This is a genomic window from Oceanobacillus phoenicis (assembly GCF_047238145.1).
In the GTDB taxonomy this organism is placed as follows: domain Bacteria; phylum Bacillota; class Bacilli; order Bacillales; family Amphibacillaceae; genus Oceanobacillus.
In genome coordinates, this window is the sequence record NZ_JBDFME010000001.1 from 430,344 (window position 1) to 444,721 (window position 14,378).

The window sequence follows — 14,378 nt, forward strand, 5'->3', positions numbered from 1 at the left end:
ATCGATGTAAGCCATAAAATAAAAGTGTTATTTTATTTATGTCCCCCCTTCTTCTTCGGATAAGTTTTTACATGCTCATAACTTATTAACTCACCATCAGTATTAACTACAACTATATCTTCTCCATAAGTATTATGAGCACGGTAATAAGGGTATATTTTCAACGTAACCTCATATTCACCACCTACTCCATTTAACTGCTTAATTTCTAATATATCTGTTTGGAACGGAGCCCAAGACAGTCTCTCATTTATAGCAAAGGCATCATCTTTATAAATTTCTTTTATAGCTTCATCAATAGGTTCTTTTAAGCTGTTTATAAATGCATACTTAAGTGTATCGCATAATTCAGTATCAGCATTATTTATTGTCTGAGAATAAACAGTTGTTTGAAAGCTAATAAACATCACTATTAACACGACTAGGAAATACTTCTTCATGGATTTCCACCTCAGTTTAGTATTACGAACATAAACAAGGCTTATCCATAACATGTTATAAAAAATTGCATTACTCTCTTACAATAAACCAATTCTTATTCTCTATTTAACTTATCTGAAATATCCCAAAGTAAACCAACAATCACTCCCAAGAAAATGGAAATACCATACAAGTGTGTGATATCTGAATTACTCAAAATGCTTAAGCCAAAATTAACGATCCATCCAGCTATCCCTCCCCCAACGACACTTATTAACGTAAGATTACCTTTCCTACTTCTTGTTTCTTTCAACGTTGACACTCCCTAACGCGATTTTTAGAACTCTCACTAATAGAAAGGACTTCAACATCATATGGTTAAAGTCCTTCATTTTAGTTAACTATTTATAACTCTTCTCCTTTTTCTAGAAGTGCTTTTAAATAATCATTGATATCAAATGATTTGAGATCTATTCTTATCTTTCAGTTGGCCATTAATTCACAAGTATATTTCCTTAAGAACCGTTTATGCTAGTTACATCTCTTTAAGAGTATAAAAAAAGGACTTCATCTGTTAAAGTAAAAACTAACACTACTAATAGACACTTGATTTTACTAAAATTATTAATATAGATGTTATATATAGAACTATAAGAGAGGTTCAAAAAATGGATGAATGGTACAAACTTGATAATGCTGGAAAAATGTTTCATGCGGTATCCGAACAGTCTAATTCGTCCGTCTTTCGATTAGCTACGGTCATGAAAGAAACGGTAGATCCAGATAAACTTCAGCTTGCGTTAGACGATGTGATTAAACGTCTTCCGATGTTTGCTGTAAAGCTTAATAAAGGTGTATTCTGGGATTTCCTTGTGGAAAATAATGAGAGGTTGTTTGTTCAGCCGGAAAGTCAATATCCATGTGCACCGATTGACCCAATCGAAACAAGTGGGTTTTTACTCCGTGTCACATATTATAATAAAAGAATAGCAGTGGAATTTTTTCATTCTGTCACAGATGGAACAGGAGCTTTAGAATTCGTAAACGCACTCGTTTATTACTATCTTGTTCATATAGGAAAAGATGTCAGTTATGAAAGTAGCCTAATTGATCTTAACGACCGTCCAAGCTACTACGAACGTGATGACAGTTACCAAAACTACGTAACCAATACAAAGAGACAAGTAAAATTCAAAGAGACGTCATCTTATCAAATTCGCGGCGGAGCTATTGATCAGACAGTTGTTATTCATGGGAAAATGAGTGCAGGAAGTCTTCATCAGCTTGCCAAAAATCATGGAACAACAATTACTGCTTTTATTTCATCGCTTCTTATTGCGGCGATATATAAAGAAAGATTAAAATTCCGTGCTTACCAAGAAGAAATAAAGATTGCTATTCCAGTCAATCTAAGAAAATTCTTCCCTTCTGCAACACTAAGGAATTTCTTTGGAGTTGTTCATGTTGGTATGGCGGTTAACGATAAAACAACAATGGAAGAAATTATCTTAGAAGTTTCAAAACAATTACGTGAAAAAGTTCAAAAAGAAAACTTGCAGCACAGTATTAATGATCGAGTGAAATGGCAGACCAGACTCACAGCAAGATTTATCCCGCTCCCACTGAAATATCACGCCATACGTTATGGATACAAAAGTTTTAGTGAGCGCACAAAATCAATGACAATGACAAATGTAGGCCGAGTCCAGCTTCCAGAATCAATGCAATCCCATATCTCTCATATGGAACTAATTCTATATCCAACAAAGAAAAGTCCAATTAATAGTGCGATGATTGCAGTTGGAGATGAGCTTGTGATTAGTTTTTCTCGAATCATGAAGGAAGCAGATATTATCCGTACTTTCTTTCGAGAACTTTCTCAAACATATAATTTGGAGATAGAAGTATACTCCAATGACAGCAGGTGAAAATGATGCAACATTACTGCAGTAACTGTAACACTTATACCAAACAACAATACTGTCCGTTATGTAAGAATAAGCTTTCTGAAAAAGCAGGAGACAATGAATACTATCCTGTGTATGAAATGAAGGTAAAAAGACGACGTTTTGTACAGCGTCTTGTACTATTTATTGCTATCTTCGCAGTCAGTACGAGCTTATTGATAAATTTACTGACTAACTCGGATAGATTGTGGTTTTTATACGTACTAGGGCCAACATTATATGGGTTACTAACTATTAATCACACGATACTTTCTAGGGCTCACACCGGATCAAAAGTGATATTTCAAGTAATCGCACTATCCGTAACGCTTTTCATCTTAGACGCGGCTTCTGGAAGTTCCCGGTGGTCGATTCATTACGTAATACCATTTCTCGTTACACTCGCCACCTTATTTGTAACGATTATCGTATTACGAAAACCCATGAAATGGCGGGAATATATTGGATACATGACAACTATGGTTGTACTTGGCTTTCTACCTGTGCTCCTTTTCTTAAGTTCCTGGTCAACTGTATTATGGCCAAGCGCTGCAACCGCATTATATGCTTTGTTAACACTAATTGGCATGGTACTATTTTCTGAGAAAACCATGAAAAACGAAATTGTACGCAGGTTTCATTTTTAGTATTGATAATATACCGAGTGAGCGAATAGCTCACTCTATGCTAATGTTTGTTTCATGCTCTTAATTAGTCCCATATGTAAATTCTCATGATTCATATGAAAAATCACCATATCACCTAGTGTTTTCATGCCTAAAAAAGACTCTCTTAATGGAGCATCGAGATGTCCGGAACAGGCTTGTTCAATCATAAACGGCTGTTCTTCAAGGTGGGTTATCAACTTATTCATTGAAGGAGGTTGTTCTTTCCAATCGCCTGGATTACTACCACTAGGGAAAAGTAAGTGATAAGATAGAGGCATTTTCCTGTGTTCGTTAACTGTGGGAAACATAGTGTTATCCCACCCTACTAAAATATGCCCAGCATTCCAACGTATACTATTGTTATGTCCTTCTGGAATAATATCTACATAGGATTCTGAAATAGAACGTAAGAATTTAACAGACCAGTTCCGCCACAACTTCATTTGTTCAAATAATTGTTCTTCTCTCATAAACGTCTCCTATTCATTATTACTTGCATTTTTAACTGATATCAATATCTAGTTTTTTCATCAAAACTATTTCATCTCTAATAGGAATGCCTTCATCACTCACTAAAGGTATTTCTGGTTTTAACTTTCTTGCTTTTTCTACTGCATTATTTAGGATTTCAGAAAGTAAGAAAGCTCTTTTTTGATAAAACTTTAAAGCTATGAGATTATCATTCGTTGTTATTAAATGAATAACTTTACATTTTTGGTTCTTAGCTAACTCTTCTACTTCTCTTAATAAAGCTGTACCTATCCCTTTCCCTTCTTCCAGACTGTCTAAAGAGATAATTTCACACTTATCATTGTTTATTATGTAGGTAATTAAACCAATAATTCGATCACCATTTAACACTGCAAAACCATCTAAAGTACTACAATCATAAATACCACTAGATATCACCATTTCTGTACTACCCCAGTGTTTGTTAAAGAAGTCGACAACTTTGTTTGTTGGCAAATGTTGAATTGTAATAATTTCCATAATGACTCCCCTTATTCTTTCATTCGCAATTCCATAATAAATTGCTCTCCGATTGCACCTATTTTTCTCCTTCCAGTATCAGTAAACCCTACATGTTTATAAAGTTGTTGAGCAGGAAGATTTTTATGATTTACCGCTAAAACAATTTCATTACAGTCCGGAAAATTACTTACGATGAAACGCTCCAATGCAAGCATTCCTTTTTTGGCATATCCCTTCCCCTGATGTTTATGATTGATCGATAATGAAGTTAATAACATCGCGTTGGGATTATTTGAATACTCTTGAACTCTTTCCGTACAATGTAATATGAAGAATCCCACTGGAGTTCCTTGGTTTAAAATGACAACGCGATATTGTCCATCCGTGACCGTTAGTATTTTATCCGGTAGAGCAGTAAAGCGCTCTTGATCATCTGGTAAAGTAAAGCTTTTTAGTTCATCTTCAAACTCATCTCTGAATAAATGTAATTCTACTTGTTCTGGCTTATGCAATTGTCTCTCCTCCTAATTATACGAATATTTTATCAAAAGAACGTACATTCGTATATAGTTTTCTTTTCTGATAGACAATCAAAACCTTTGGAATGAAATATTGTATAACTAAAGCGTGTTTTATTAAGTTTGAAAATTAATAATCTAGTTTAATTGAGAATTGTTATCAATTATTGTATAGTAAAGGATAACGATAGAAATAGTGGATAAGGGGAGTATTTTAATGCAAATATACTGGACGAAGATAAATAAGGTTATTGAAGAAACACCGGAGGTTAAAACGTATATGCTCGACTGCCCAGAAGGATTCACATGGGAAGAGGGCGCCCACACACATTTGGCACTAGAAGGTTTTAATGCGGGAGAAAAACCAAACCGTAGCTTAGTTCGCCATATGTCCATTTCTACTTTACCGCATGAAAATTCGATCGGTATCACAACACGCATTAAAGAGCAGTGCTCTGAGTATAAAACGATTTTAAGAAGCCTTGAAGTGGGCAGTGATGTTGCACTATTTAAGACACATTCGAATGTACCACTTAAAAGAGAAGGCAAAAATGTTTATCTGCTATCATCAGGTGTCGGACTAGCAACTTTCAGACCGATTGTACTTGAATATTTCAAACGTGCAGATAACGTCAATCAAATTCATTCCCTAAACATCGATTCTTCAAAAGATTTCTTATTCAAAAATGTTTTTGAAACTACACCTGACAAGAATTTTACTTCACAATTCGTTGATAATCGTAAAGACTACTATGAAGAAGTAAAAAATCTTGCTGCAGATAAGGACGGCCTATTCTACATCGTAGGCAGTGACGAATTCCTAGAACAGAACATTGAAGTACTGCGTGAACAGGGCATCAACCCGGAAAAGATTATGCTTGATAAGCATGAACAAACATTGTCCAAATTTTTATCAGTTGATGCATCCGTATAAGCGATACAATACATTTTCCTGAAGTAAATGCTAAATAGTTTTTTATTACCGGGAGTGATTGTGGTTGTGGTATTACGAAGCCACAATCGCTCTTAGTTAGGTGAATTCGTAAATTTGACGTCCTAATTTTGACGGGTCCCTAATTTATACGGATTCTATTACATATTCCTTAGATTTTCAATGCTGATTTGGTTTTTAGAACGGCTCTATTCCACTACTTCTTCACACTTTTAAACGCGATCATTAATCAGCAAATCAATTGTTACGTATTCTTGCAATAAATAAGAAACCTATAACTGCTAACAGCCGCACTTTATTCTCTTTAGATAATGTATCGGAAACTTCGACGATATCGTTGTCCACATCACGGAATATTTTTGTATACTCATGTGGAAAACGTCCATTGTAAAAATAAGCCCACTGTTCCTCTTCACAGTTTAATGAAAAGTTTCCAGACGCTCCAGAAACTGTAATCGGTAATAGAAATTCATTATTTTCATCAAACAATTCTCCTTTAATATTTAGGAGACTTTTAAATTCTTCCTGTTTATAAATACCAATTTTTTGATCATGCTCATTATATATAGTTAATACCGTTGTCTTAAATCCCTTTTGTTTAAAAGTAAATAATGTGTTTTCCTGATTATCTATAAATGCATATGTTAACGGGAAGTGTACCACCAATGATGAATAAAAGAACCCAAATGGATAGACATACCAAGGTATATTTATTGGTTCAAGGGAACCCACGTAATTTCCATCCTTCTCAAAACACAATAACCTCGGGAAAAAAGCAACGTCTTTCTTCATAACAAAATGATCCAAATCAAATATTAGCCTAGCGGAGTTTGGTATATCAACCGATACTGTTTTGTTATAATGTTTTTTATTCAGAACTACGATTGTCACTAACATAACAACAGGAATAAGAAAAACAGCAAATTCTCCCCAATCCGCTGTAGTTTTAGGCGGTTCAACATAGGCGTACCCAACAATAACGCAAGCTACCAAGCCTAACAAAATGTAACTCGTCGTGACTCTCCGTTTATACATTTCTGCAATCATAATAAATCTCCTTACAATTGATTCAAAGATTAAGATTAGTGAACTCCAGGAAATTATATCCAATATTTAAAAGGGTTTCAAGACTTCACTTTCAAGGTTATTTTAAAGAATAATATTCTTTAAAGTCCGAATAATCATTATCGCAATTTCACACTATACGACCTTATATTCTTTGGGGTTCCCTTTTTCTCTAAACACCCATGGTCGATTAGCTTTCTAATTCTATACTCAATAAAGGTATCGCTAATAGGTTCATCTAGTTGACCATAAACCTCACCTATTAACTTTCCTACTTTCATAAAATCTATCTTATTCTGTTCATTATGTAAGTTTCTTAATGAATTAATTATAAATGAGTCAAAATAATTTTCTTCGACTTCTTTAATCTTTGAACTTTCCCAAATACGTAGTAATTTTTTTGAATCGGAAATAAAAATCCACTTGTTTTCAAACTGTTTTCTTTCTTCCATTGTAAGCGGATCCTCTAACCGATCTTCAAAAATAGTTCTAAATTGTGTTGAGTTAATCTCTCCCGAATGACGAATAAAATAATCAACATCATGAGCATTGTATAGTTCATGAAATCCAACCGTTGTATTTAAAATATAAACATCATTTGGTTTATTTTGTATTAGGTATGTGAAAAAAAGGATACCACTTTGTTCGTTTGCATTTTCTGCAGTCCATAGCACAATAGAAACATCATTAGGTATGGAATGAATCTCTTTTATCGTCTTCTTAAACCGATCTGGGTACTTCTCTAAATAATCATTTTCAACATTCAACCTGCTATCCAACCATTCATATCTTTTATTAAGACCAATTTCTTTATGAAGCTGATAAATAGGTCCAACAGCAAAAAAATCTGGAAAGCCAATCACCTTATCCGTACGTCGATTTAAACCTACTTTTAGCGAACCAGCAGCAGATTCACCGCAGATAATATGTACGGTTTTACATTCATTTATATACTTTTCTTCAGCATCCCTAAGCTCTTCAAACACTTCTTCCACCCCTTTAGAATATTTTAAAATATCTATTTATTATTGTAATCGAAAAACAAACTAACTTCTTCTAAAAGACATGGAAAAGCATATTCGAAATCAGTTTATTAGAATCTTACTAGTATCGTATAAATTTATAATTAAGTTTACAGAGCATTGTGTTATCATTAATATACTAAATTAGATGAGGAGGGGGTATAGTGGGACTTTATTATCTGATCATTCTTTTTATAGGGATAATCTTAATAGTAAAAGCTGGATTAGAAGCATATAAAAAAGGTTCGATAAAACAAAGAAATATTTTATTTTTTGTAGTAGGTGTTGTCTTGGTAACGTTATCCATTTTTTTATTTACTCCTGGTAGTTCTGAATTTATCGCTGACTTTATTATGTAATCAAAAAACTAACGAATAGAATCGTTTTTTGAGACTCCTCACCAGCCCATAGATTACCGCCTTCCCCCAATTGTTTTTCTATCAGTAAAAGATACTAACCAAAGTGCTCAGTGAACTATTAAGAGAGCGTATATCAATATTAGCAATTGCCACCTCAGTAGTCGAGAATATCATTTTGCCACGATCGATATATTTGACAAAAAAATTCATTTATGCTATAATTTACTTTTATAATTTTATTGTATATAATAAGATTCTCCTGGCCAGGGGGAATCTTATTTTTTAGGAGGAAATTGGAATGAAACAAAATGAATCCAGTTTAACTTCTTTAGTATCGGCTTTCGGCAGAGCATATCATAGCAAATATGACTCGCCAAAAATTTTTGATGATTCTATCGCTATACAATTAATTTCACAAAAAGAGTATCATGACATTGAAGAAAATATGGTTGAAGGCATTCAGTTCTTCAACAAAGAAATTGCAGAAAAATTTAAGGATAATTCAGATGAAATATTAAAATGGATAACACAAGTACAGTTATCACCTACACCTTTGGCACGTGCGGCCTATTGCGAAAATGTATTAAAAAGTGAGATAAGATTAGGACTAAAGCAATATGTCATACTCGGAGCAGGCTTAGATACATTTTGTTTCCGACATCCAAGATTAGAAAATACTGTTGAAATTTTTGAAATTGATTTCCCTTCAACACAAGAGTATAAAATACAAAAATTAGCTGAAGTTGATTTAAAAATTCCGAGTAATCTTCATTTTGTCCCAATGGATTTCACGAAAATATTTTCGTATGAAAAGCTAGTTGAAAAAGCCTTTAGTTATAAAAAAACTTTTTTTAGTTTACTAGGAGTTTCTTATTATTTAACTAAAGATGAACTTTCCAGTTTACTAGATCATTTATTCGCCAATGTTCCAACTGGAAGCTCTCTTGTTTTCGATTATGCTGATGAAAGACTTTTTGAAGAAAAAGGGTTCTCAAACAGAGTAGAGAACATGGTGAAAATGGCTATGGCTAGCGGGGAACCAATGAAATCATGTTTTTCATTATCAGAAATGGAGAAAATGTTAGATAAATCTGGTTTGCTAATTTATGAACATTTATCGCCTGCCAACATAAAAAAACGATATTTTAGCAATCGAAATGATTATTTAACCGCCTTTGAAACGATTCATTACATTCACGCTGTTAAAAAATAACATTCTAAATCTAGAGCCTCTCAACAATCTGAGAGGCCCTTAGTACTTTTTTAAGAATAAGAAAAAAGGATTTATGAAATTACTAAGAAATTCTATGATAAACATAATTTTATTAGATACAGGGAATTTGCTTATAAACAATTGTAAAACAACAGGAACCAGCCAATTAAGTTAAAAAATTTCAGACTCAAGTTTATCTAGCCAGTGATGAACTAATGCGTTAAATAAGTCGCGCTGTTCTATTTGTAAATTGTGTCCAGCCATATCAATAACTGCGAAAGTCGCCCTTGGATAATCCTCCATTAGTCGCCACGCGTCCTGATATCCAACAACATGATCTTGACGACCTGTGATTATTAAAGTAGAACACTCAAGTTTTGAAGTAATATCGAATGTATAGCCATAACCATTTTGAGAAATACGATTAATAAATTCATTATTAGTCTGTTTAGAGGGACGTAAAATCTCCCTTTTAAATCTCTTCCATTCCGCTTGACCTTGAACTACCCCTATTGATGAAAATTCATTCGCCTCTTCATGAGACAATTGTGAAATCAAGTTATTATCTCTTTTTAAAACGGCTTGCTGTGGTAATTCTCTATTTTTAAATTCAGGGATAATCATCGGTGCTAATAGCATTAACCCATGAACTGTATTCTTACGTTGATGGACTATACCTCTAGCAATGTAACCACCATATGAATACCCACAAAGAATAAACGATTGATTTGGAATTACATTATCTAAAAGATTTAGAACTGCTTCTAACATATCATCCGAATTCTGAATCGATGGTTGTGCCTCAGAATTACCCATACCAGGTAAATCTATGTATATTCTCTTCCATCCGTTCCTTCCTTCAAATAAAGGTTCCATTGCATGTAACATCACTTGATGATCAAGTGTCCAGCCATGAATCATGACGATAGGATATCCTTCTCCAATAACTTTATGATAAATCAACATTATTAGTTTCTCCTTTACTCTTTTTATAGACTAATAGTTTTTGTGGAAATACGTTGCAGCCAAGATTAATTAGTCTCAATAAAGTAATTCGGCCCCGTCGCTCAACGCACTTTTGTGCAACACTTTCTACACCTTAATTTAAAACTACAAATCTTATTCTGGAATTTTTTTCACTAGAAACACGGAATCATTCAAAACCGTAAACTTATTTTTCTTGTAAAATTGGTATGCTGGAACCGTTTTTTCAGTGGATAATAGTATATGTTTAATATCTCTATCTTTTAGCATGCCTTCCATTAAATTGAGAAAGGTACTGCCTTTACCTTGACCTTGTATATTTGTCGAAATGAAAAATTCTTTAATATAATATTCCCGTCCTTCCCACCAGTTAAATACATACCCTAACGAGCAACCAATAAGCTCTTCTTTCTCATCATACATAGCTATCGAAAGCGAGTTATTATTCTCTGTCAGGTCTTTCATGTATAAGTCTAGTTGCTTTTCATCCCACTTATCAAACCAGGGTTCACTTGAAAATACGTCTAAAAATAATTTTTTCATTTGTTCATAATCTCTTGTTTGTAATACACATGCCCTCATATAATTTCCCCCTAATATAAATGCATTATTTTATTGTCTTCTCTAAATTTCAGGATTGAAAACCTTCTCTTAAGTTTATACTGATCTGGGTTCAAAATGAATAGATAATTAATCTAATTACTGAATCGACTTAAAGATGATGAATATAAATAACCACGTCCTCTACCCTATAAAGGGTAGAGGACGTGTTGCGATGTTTTCAATTAATGAAACAGCTTGTAACTATTAAATATTGAGATAAATTGTTCCTTTGAGAGTTTATTAATATTCGTGACATTTGCATGTTTCAAGACTTGTCTGAATTGATTTTTAGTAAAAAGAGTTTGGTATTCTCTGTTCACCCACCTATATACAAAGGTTTCGTACTTTTTAAAGTCTTTCTTTAAAATCAATGGTTCGTGTCGTTCAAGAAGGATTAATACACAATCCACTCCGGGCATCGGATGAAAATACGCTTTTGGTATTTTTTTAATGATAATTACATCCATTTCCACCATCAATAACAAACCTAAAGTCCGTTGCAAGTTTTGCAGTCTTTTTGCAAAACCTTTCTCAACGATAAGGTAGCTATATTTTGCCTTACTTTCAAAGGTAATTCTTTTAACAATTTCCGTACTTATATTAAATGGGATGTTACCAAATATTGTATACTTTGTATTTTTAGGAAAGGCGTAATTTAAAATATTCGAATGGATCACCTTTATGTTCTCATAAGAACGCACTGCATTTTGAGTGATTCGGCATAATTCTTCATCGATTTCTATACCCGTCACTGATCGACTTATTTTAACTAGTTCTTTTGTAAAATGCCCTTTTCCTAACCCGATTTCTAGCACATTATCTTGTTTACTAATATTCGTACGAGCTAATATTTCTCTTACATGCTTTTTAGAAGTAATAAAATTTTGCGTGTCTCTTGGATTTTTTCTGTTCATTATAACCTTCTCCTTGCTGGTTATAACAAACTGGTCTTAAGAGTTCATTATAACCAATTATTTTTGATCTGGTTGATAACGAACTCTTTTAAAGACACATATTGAAAATATACCCATACTTTACCTCCTTTCCATTCTTTTCATTATGAAAAAGATAAAGTAAACTCTACTACTGCTACGTTAGCACACATATTGAAACCTCCATTTCTTGTTTTAACAAGTTAATTATATCATTTCCCTAATTCTTTTTTTGTGTTCTAATTATCTTTTTATTTCATTCTCTATTCTTTTTAATTTCTTTTTCAACTTTTCGAAGTGCTTTTTTGGACCCTCGTTCCAAATCATGTTCCATTTTCTTAGTCTGATGATCAACAAACAATGTCTCTAAATCATAGCCTGCCGGATATAATTCCTTCGCCGCAATATCTAAAGAAATACGCTTCACATTTACTTCCATAAATTTTCCTTTATAAAACACAACAACATTATAGAAATTATCCATTTCTTTATATACAATCCCAAAATCATCATGTTCTAATAACTTCACACGGTCACCTTTGCTATATTCATACTTATACTGAACATTTTTATCTTTTTTGATTTTAGGTTTCCTGATTTTATCCTCATTGACACGTTCTAATTGATAACCTTTGCCCTGCATATAATGACTCGCTCTTTGTAAAACATTCTCTGGAACATTCATTTTTCTAGAAATCCAAAGAGCGTTACTTTCACCTGATTTTCCTATTACCAATTGATACAAAGGTTCCAAAGTATCATTATCAAATCGCATTGCTGCGTTCATAAAGTCATCGTGTATTTCTGAAAATCGCTTTATTTCTCCGTAATGTGTTGTCGCTACGGTGATGCATCCCATGTGATAAAATTCCTCTAAGATCGAAATCGCAAGAGCAGATCCCTCATTCGGTTCTGTCCCACTTCCAATTTCATCGAATAGTAACAGGGTATTATTATTGGATAACCGCATGATCTCTGAGAGGTTTTTCATATGAGATGAAAATGTACTTAGCGCATTTTCTATACTTTGATTGTCCCCAATATCTGCAAAGATGTTTTCAAATACGGCTATTTCTGTTTCCTTATTTGCGGCAATATGAAAACCTGACATGGTTGCTAAAGTCAGTAATCCAATTGTCTTTAACACAATAGTCTTCCCGCCAGCATTAGGGCCGGTGATGATTAGGCTACGATAATCATGGCCTATCTCAAAATTAAGTGGTACAGCTTCTCCTACTAGGAGCGGGTGCTTGCAATCCACTAATTTTATAAAGCCGTAATCGTTTAATTTCGGTTCTAAACCGTCAATCTCCTTACTGAACTTTGCTTTTGCGAATACCATATCATATTGACTAATAAGTTCCATGTTAATCTTGATTTCATATATATTCTCTAAGATCATTCCAGATAGAGTAGCTAATATTTGATATTCTTCCATCGCCTGTTCCGCTTTTAAACTCGCAAGTTCTCCCCCTAATTTGGTAACTGTATTTGGTTCTATAAACACGGTGGTACCTTTAGAAGATACATCAATGATGGCACCTGATACTTGATTTTTGTAAGAAGCCTTAATAGGAATCGTATAACGATCATCTTTTTTACTAATAAAGGCCTCTTGAATATACTTCTTGTTCATATCATTATTTAAAAATTTATTTAAGCGGTCTTTAATCTTTTCTTCCGTTATTTCAATTTTACTTCGAATCTTCTTTAATTCTCTACTTGCACCTGAATGAACGCTGTTCCCTTTGATAGAAAAATTAATTTCCTCTTCGATATGCTGAAATTCAGTCATTGAATTTGCATAAGATGCTAGTACTGGGGCAAAAAATTCTTGTCCCATCATAAACGTTTTAATTTTTCTACAACCTCTTAAAAAGTCTGACACACTTATTAATTCACTTGGATCAAGTATTATATCTTTTTCAATATTTTGTATGATGCTATCAATGTTAGATACTCCTAAAAATGGGATATGCCCCTTCGCATCTATGATTTTTCGCGCTTCTGTTGTTTCATTCAATCGATTTTTAACTACTTTTAGATTTGAACTTGGTTCTAATTTATCTAGTAATTGTTTACCTAATCCACTTACACAGTAAGATTTAACTATTTGTTTTAATTCATTGTATTGTAACTTCTCGAAAGTTGCATTATTCATTTTGTAATCTCCTCATTCTTATATTTTAGATTATGAATGAAGATACCTACTCATTAGATTTCAATGATATTGCAACTAAAAAATGTTATAAATTTCATAATTGCTAAATTCTCTAAAAGTGAACGTTTTAGAGGTTATTATATTTAATGTTCGGCTTATAGCAATAACTTGGCTGTGATTGTAATGGAAGACACCGAATCCTGCAGGAACCGCACGAGCTGAAGATCCACTAAAAAAGTGTTCTTCTTTTCAAGTTAGCTAAAAACCGGTGCCTGCGGAAAGCGCCGTTTGCAATGGAAATCAAACAACGCAACATACGGATTTTACATCAAATATATTAATTATGAAATTGATTCATTTAAATAAACACAAAAAAACTGCGGGGATACCGCAGTTTTTATATACGTTTATAAGGCATGTGTAATCTGCATAAACAAACTATACTAACATAGTCCATTCCTTGCCATTACACGCTTTATAAAGTAGTACTGTAGGTATCTTCATAGGATTTGGAATAAAGACACAGTAAAATATAAGGACATTATGAAAATAATTCCCTTCTG

17 protein-coding genes are annotated in these 14,378 nt (G+C 33.3%); 5 read left to right on the forward strand and 12 right to left on the reverse strand.

What is annotated here, in order from left to right; all coding sequences use genetic code 11:
• Nucleotides 1-32 precede the first annotated feature (32 nt).
• Both ABC346_RS02310 and ABC346_RS02315 read right to left on the reverse strand, forming a co-directional pair.
• Nucleotides 33-440, reverse strand: coding sequence for a DUF3888 domain-containing protein (locus ABC346_RS02310; protein ID WP_413233370.1), 408 nt, complete (start codon nt 438-440; stop codon nt 33-35).
• A gap of 95 nt (nt 441-535) precedes the next feature.
• The gene (locus tag ABC346_RS02315) at nt 536-733 is read right to left on the reverse strand and encodes a hypothetical protein (RefSeq protein ID WP_413233371.1); all 198 of its coding nucleotides are present in this window, start codon (nt 731-733) and stop codon (nt 536-538) included.
• A gap of 355 nt (nt 734-1,088) precedes the next feature.
• Here ABC346_RS02315 and ABC346_RS02320 point away from each other — a divergent pair, with 355 nt between their 5' ends.
• Nucleotides 1,089-2,348, forward strand: coding sequence for a condensation domain-containing protein (locus ABC346_RS02320; protein WP_413233372.1), 1,260 nt, complete (start codon nt 1,089-1,091; stop codon nt 2,346-2,348).
• Between the two features lie 2 nt (nt 2,349-2,350).
• Nucleotides 2,351-3,013 carry a DUF6320 domain-containing protein gene (locus ABC346_RS02325; protein ID WP_413233373.1) on the forward strand — a complete coding sequence of 221 codons (663 nt, stop codon included), beginning with the start codon at nt 2,351-2,353 and terminating at the stop codon, nt 3,011-3,013.
• A 35-nt stretch (nt 3,014-3,048) separates the two neighbouring features.
• Here the strand turns inward: ABC346_RS02325 and ABC346_RS02330 are convergent, their stop codons facing one another.
• Genes ABC346_RS02330 through ABC346_RS02340 form a run of 3 tightly spaced genes read right to left on the reverse strand, consistent with a single transcriptional unit; the run spans nt 3,049 to nt 4,518 of the window.
• Entirely contained in the window at nt 3,049-3,504 is a 456-nt protein-coding gene (locus ABC346_RS02330) for a DinB family protein (RefSeq protein WP_413233374.1), read from the reverse strand.
• Nucleotides 3,505-3,535: 31 nt separating this feature from the next.
• Nucleotides 3,536-4,024, reverse strand: a complete 489-nt coding sequence (locus tag ABC346_RS02335; protein ID WP_413233375.1) for a GNAT family N-acetyltransferase — start codon at nt 4,022-4,024, stop codon at nt 3,536-3,538.
• A gap of 11 nt (nt 4,025-4,035) precedes the next feature.
• On the reverse strand, nt 4,036-4,518 hold the full coding sequence (locus ABC346_RS02340; RefSeq protein WP_413233376.1) for a GNAT family N-acetyltransferase: 483 nt from the start codon (nt 4,516-4,518) through the stop codon (nt 4,036-4,038).
• 223 nt (nt 4,519-4,741) lie between these two features.
• Between ABC346_RS02340 and ABC346_RS02345 the strand changes: the two genes are divergently transcribed.
• Nucleotides 4,742-5,458 (forward strand): dihydropteridine reductase, encoded by a 717-nt coding sequence (locus ABC346_RS02345; protein ID WP_413233377.1) that lies wholly within the window; start codon nt 4,742-4,744, stop codon nt 5,456-5,458.
• Between the two features lie 255 nt (nt 5,459-5,713).
• Here ABC346_RS02345 and ABC346_RS02350 read toward each other — a convergent pair whose 3' ends face one another.
• Together ABC346_RS02350 and ABC346_RS02355 are read right to left on the reverse strand one after the other, a co-directional pair.
• A complete protein-coding gene (locus ABC346_RS02350; protein WP_413233378.1) occupies nt 5,714-6,523 on the reverse strand; it encodes a hypothetical protein in 810 nt (269 codons plus the stop codon).
• A gap of 137 nt (nt 6,524-6,660) precedes the next feature.
• Nucleotides 6,661-7,527, reverse strand: coding sequence for a DUF1835 domain-containing protein (locus ABC346_RS02355; RefSeq protein ID WP_413233379.1), 867 nt, complete (start codon nt 7,525-7,527; stop codon nt 6,661-6,663).
• A 200-nt stretch (nt 7,528-7,727) separates the two neighbouring features.
• Here ABC346_RS02355 and ABC346_RS02360 point away from each other — a divergent pair, with 200 nt between their 5' ends.
• Both ABC346_RS02360 and ABC346_RS02365 read left to right on the forward strand, forming a co-directional pair.
• Nucleotides 7,728-7,922: a hypothetical protein gene (locus tag ABC346_RS02360; protein WP_413233380.1), complete on the forward strand. Its 195-nt coding sequence runs from the start codon at nt 7,728-7,730 to the stop codon at nt 7,920-7,922.
• A gap of 298 nt (nt 7,923-8,220) precedes the next feature.
• Nucleotides 8,221-9,135, forward strand: a complete 915-nt coding sequence (locus ABC346_RS02365) for a class I SAM-dependent methyltransferase (protein ID WP_413233381.1) — start codon at nt 8,221-8,223, stop codon at nt 9,133-9,135.
• A gap of 171 nt (nt 9,136-9,306) precedes the next feature.
• On the opposite strand, the gene ABC346_RS02370 is transcribed toward ABC346_RS02365, so the two are convergent.
• The 5 genes from ABC346_RS02370 to ABC346_RS02390 all read right to left on the reverse strand — a co-directional run bounded on the left by ABC346_RS02370 (nt 9,307) and on the right by ABC346_RS02390 (nt 13,815).
• The gene (locus tag ABC346_RS02370) at nt 9,307-10,101 is read right to left on the reverse strand and encodes an alpha/beta fold hydrolase (RefSeq protein ID WP_413233382.1); all 795 of its coding nucleotides are present in this window, start codon (nt 10,099-10,101) and stop codon (nt 9,307-9,309) included.
• Nucleotides 10,102-10,254: 153 nt separating this feature from the next.
• Nucleotides 10,255-10,701 carry a GNAT family N-acetyltransferase gene (locus ABC346_RS02375; protein WP_413233383.1) on the reverse strand — a complete coding sequence of 149 codons (447 nt, stop codon included), beginning with the start codon at nt 10,699-10,701 and terminating at the stop codon, nt 10,255-10,257.
• Nucleotides 10,702-10,904: 203 nt separating this feature from the next.
• Nucleotides 10,905-11,636: a 23S ribosomal RNA methyltransferase Erm gene (gene erm, locus ABC346_RS02380; protein WP_413233384.1), complete on the reverse strand. Its 732-nt coding sequence runs from the start codon at nt 11,634-11,636 to the stop codon at nt 10,905-10,907.
• 57 nt (nt 11,637-11,693) lie between these two features.
• On the reverse strand, nt 11,694-11,753 hold the full coding sequence (locus ABC346_RS02385) for an erythromycin resistance leader peptide (protein WP_139136384.1): 60 nt from the start codon (nt 11,751-11,753) through the stop codon (nt 11,694-11,696).
• A gap of 157 nt (nt 11,754-11,910) precedes the next feature.
• On the reverse strand, nt 11,911-13,815 hold the full coding sequence (locus ABC346_RS02390) for an endonuclease MutS2 (protein WP_413233385.1): 1,905 nt from the start codon (nt 13,813-13,815) through the stop codon (nt 11,911-11,913).
• Nucleotides 13,816-14,378 lie beyond the last annotated feature (563 nt).